We start from the raw sequence: 3,440 nt of genomic DNA, 5'->3' as shown, positions 1-3,440 counted from the left end.
ATGCGGTACATCGCTTAGCAGTACGGTATGAAACTGCGTGGCTATTTCCAGGTAATCGTTTTGCGAACGCGGACCACCGCACAGCGTCTTGAAGTCAAACCAGACGACTCCCCCCGCCTTGCGCCTGGCCTGGATTTGCCTGGACTCAATCTGCAATACCGGGTTCTCATCCTGAGACTCTGCCAGCGCATTAAAAGTTTCAGTCATTTCAGCATCGGCCTGAAGGCCTAGCGGGGTGTGATAGAGCTTCGCCTGGGCTAACGTGCGCCCGCGGTAGTCCGTCCCGTTGTCAACACTGATGACCTCCAGCTTGGCCTTCAGGAGTTCAATGGCCGGGAGAACACGGTCGCGATGCATGCCATTCGGATACAGCTCGTCCGGCTGAAAGTTGGAAGTTGTGACAAAGCCGACTCCATTGTCAAACAGCGCCGACAACAGACGATGAAGAATCATCGCGTCGGTGATGTCCGCCACATGAAACTCGTCAAAGCAGATGAGCCGGTATCGCTTCGCAATGCGCCGGCCCAGCTCATCCAGCGGATTCGCCGTACCCTGAAGGTCCTGCAACTCCCGGTGCACCTCGCGCATGAACTCGTGAAAGTGCAGCCGCACCTTGCGCCTGAGCGGGACAGCCCCGAAAAAGCAGTCCATCAAGAAACTTTTCCCCCTGCCAACGCCTCCGTGCATGTACACACCACGAGGGATATCAGGCCGGTTTATCAGCTTCTTGATGGCATTGGAGCGCTGCTCCTTGAACRCCGCCCACTCAGAGGCGCAACGTTCAAGCGCTTCGACTGCCCGCAACTGGGCAGGATCGCTTTGATAGCCCCGCGCCGCAAGTTCGGCGTCGTACGCCGAGCGCACCGGTTGATTCACCGACTTCTTGCCTGCGTGCTCAGAAGTTCAAGGTGCGCTTGTCGACTGCCAGCGCGGCTTCCTTGGTCGCTTCGCTCAGGGACGGATGGGCATGGCAGATGCGGGCAATGTCTTCACTGCTGGCCCGGAATTCCATGGCCACCACGCATTCGGCGATCAGTTCGCTGGCCATCGGACCGACGATGTGCACGCCGAGAATTTCATCCGTCGCGGCATCGGCCAGCATCTTCACCATCCCAGTCGTGTCACCCAGCGCGCGTGCGCGGCCGTTGGCCATGAACGGGAAAGTCCCTGCCTTGTACGCCCGGCCGGCAGCCTTGAGCTGCTCTTCGGTCTGCCCCACCCAGGCGATTTCAGGGTTGGTGTAGATCACCCAGGGAATCGTGTTGAAGTTGACGTGACCATGCTGCCCGGCAATACGCTCGGCAACCGCAACGCCCTCTTCCTCGGCCTTGTGCGCCAGCATGGGGCCGCGCACCACGTCGCCGATAGCCCAGACATTAGGCAGGCTGGTCTTGCATTCATCATCCACCACCACGGCGCCGCGCTCGTCGAGTTTCAGGCCAACGGCTTCGGGGTTCAGGCCCTGGGTGTTGGCTACCCGGCCAATGGAGATGATGAGCTTGTCCACTTCCAGGGTCTGGGCTTCACCCTTGGCATCGGTGTAGGCAACACTCACACCTTTCTTGCCGCTCTTGATCTCGCCGACCTTCACGCCGAGCGCGACTTTCAGACCCTGCTTGTCGAATGCTTTCTTTGCTTCCTTGGCGATCTGCTGATCGACTGCGCCCAGGAACGTCGGCAGGCCTTCCAGTACCGTCACGTCTGCACCCAGGCGGCGCCATACCGAGCCCATTTCCAGGCCGATCACGCCGGAGCCGATCAGGCCCAGCTTCTTGGGCACGGCGCCTATGCGCAGTGCGCCGTCATTCGACAGGATGTTTTCCTCGTCAAATGGTGCCCCCGGGAGCGCGCGGGCGTTGGAACCCGTGGCCACGATGATGTGCTTGCCGGAGATGGTTTCCTCAGCGGCACCGGCGACCTTGATGTCATAGAGGCCGTCTTTTGCAGCGACAAAGGAGCCGCGGCCGTGAAAAAAGGTGACCTTGTTCTTCTTGAACAGGTAGACGATGCCGTCGTTGTTCTGCTTGACGACAGTGTCCTTGCGGGCAAGCATCTTCGTGACATCCAGGCCCAGGCCCTTGACCTCTATGCCGTGATCGGCAAAGTGGTGGCTGGCATGGTCAAAATGTTCGGACGATTGCAGCAACGCCTTGGACGGAATGCAGCCGACGTTGGTGCAGGTGCCGCCCAGGGCCGGGCCGCCTTTGGCGTTCTTCCATTCGTCGATACAGGCGACGTTGAAACCCAGTTGGGCGGCGCGGATAGCGGCAATGTAGCCGCCGGGGCCGCCACCGATGACGATGACGTCGAATTGTTTAGACATATTTCTTTATTCCTTCTTGAGTTCAAACGCCCCCGCGTGGAGGACGATTCCAAATACACCGGTGCGCGCCTGCAGGCTTTCCTGCTGGGGACCTTCGCGGCCAATTTTCACGGTCGTTCCGGGCGCGGTGCTGCAGACAAACAGATGCCTGGCATCGAGGCATTCAATCCCGCCGGCGGCATGCAGCGCGGCCCAGCCGAAGCTCTCGTACTCCTCCGCGAGAAAGCGGCGCAGGGATACGGTTTCCGTAGGGGTCCGCACATCGGCAATGGTCCATCGCGCCAGGTCCATCTGGTATTTTTCAACCAGCTTCCCCGGATCAGCATCCGGCGCCTTCGCCAGTACCAGCCGGGACCCCGCCTGCGAAACGCTGACCCATTGCAGTCCGTAGTAACCGCTCCAGTTGTCGCCAGCCGACGCAGCAGCCGCAGCCAGGCCCACGCTCAACGTGCAGGCCAGGCAGGCGACGAGGCGGCGCATCGACAGCCTTAGATGTCGAACAACAGGCGTGCAGGATCTTCCAGCGCTTCTTTCATCGCCACCAGGCCCAGCACAGCTTCACGACCGTCGACGATGCGGTGGTCATAGCTCATTGCCAGGTAGTTCATCGGACGGACCACGATCTGGCCGTTTTCGACCACGGCGCGGTCCTTGGTCGCATGCACGCCCAGGATCGCCGACTGCGGCGGGTTGATGATGGGCGTGGACAACATGGAGCCGAAAACACCGCCATTGGAGATCGAGAAAGTACCGCCGGACATTTCTTCAATGCCCAGCTTGCCGTCGCGTGCCTTGGCACCGTATTCGGCAATCTTCTTCTCGATGTCGGCAAAGCTCATCTGGTCTGCATTGCGCAGAATGGGCACCACCAGGCCGCGCGGGGAACCGACGGCGATGCCGATATCGAAGTAGCCGTGGTAAACGATGTCATTGCCGTCAACCGATGCGTTGAGTACAGGGTACTTCTTCAGCGCATGCACAGCGGCCTTGACGAAGAAGCTCATGAAGCCGATCTTCACGCCGTGTTCTTTTTCAAACTTTTCCTGGAAACGCTTGCGCATTTCCATCACAGGCGCCATGTTCACTTCATTGAACGTGGTCAGGATGGCGTTGGTGG

General features: G+C 59.9%; 4 protein-coding genes. All 4 read right to left on the bottom strand.

Annotated features, from left to right (window positions below; all coding sequences use genetic code 11):
- Positions 1–876 (bottom strand): cell division protein ZapE (zapE, locus tag AC1D1P_RS18190; protein WP_477673928.1); only part of this gene is annotated, 876 nt, incomplete at its 3' end.
- A 19-nt stretch (positions 877–895) separates the two neighbouring features.
- On the bottom strand, positions 896–2,323 hold the full coding sequence (lpdA, locus tag AC1D1P_RS18185; RefSeq protein WP_477673927.1) for a dihydrolipoyl dehydrogenase: 1,428 nt from the start codon (positions 2,321–2,323) through the stop codon (positions 896–898).
- 6 nt (positions 2,324–2,329) lie between these two features.
- Complete coding sequence (locus tag AC1D1P_RS18180) at positions 2,330–2,803, bottom strand: hypothetical protein (RefSeq protein WP_477669345.1); 474 nt, start codon at positions 2,801–2,803, stop codon at positions 2,330–2,332.
- 8 nt (positions 2,804–2,811) lie between these two features.
- On the bottom strand, positions 2,812–3,440 hold a 629-nt coding region (locus tag AC1D1P_RS18175), incomplete at its 5' end, for a 2-oxo acid dehydrogenase subunit E2 (RefSeq protein WP_477673926.1).

This window comes from Polaromonas sp. P1_E1_2, from assembly GCF_056406035.1.
This window is presented reverse-complemented; position numbering and strand designations above follow the sequence as displayed.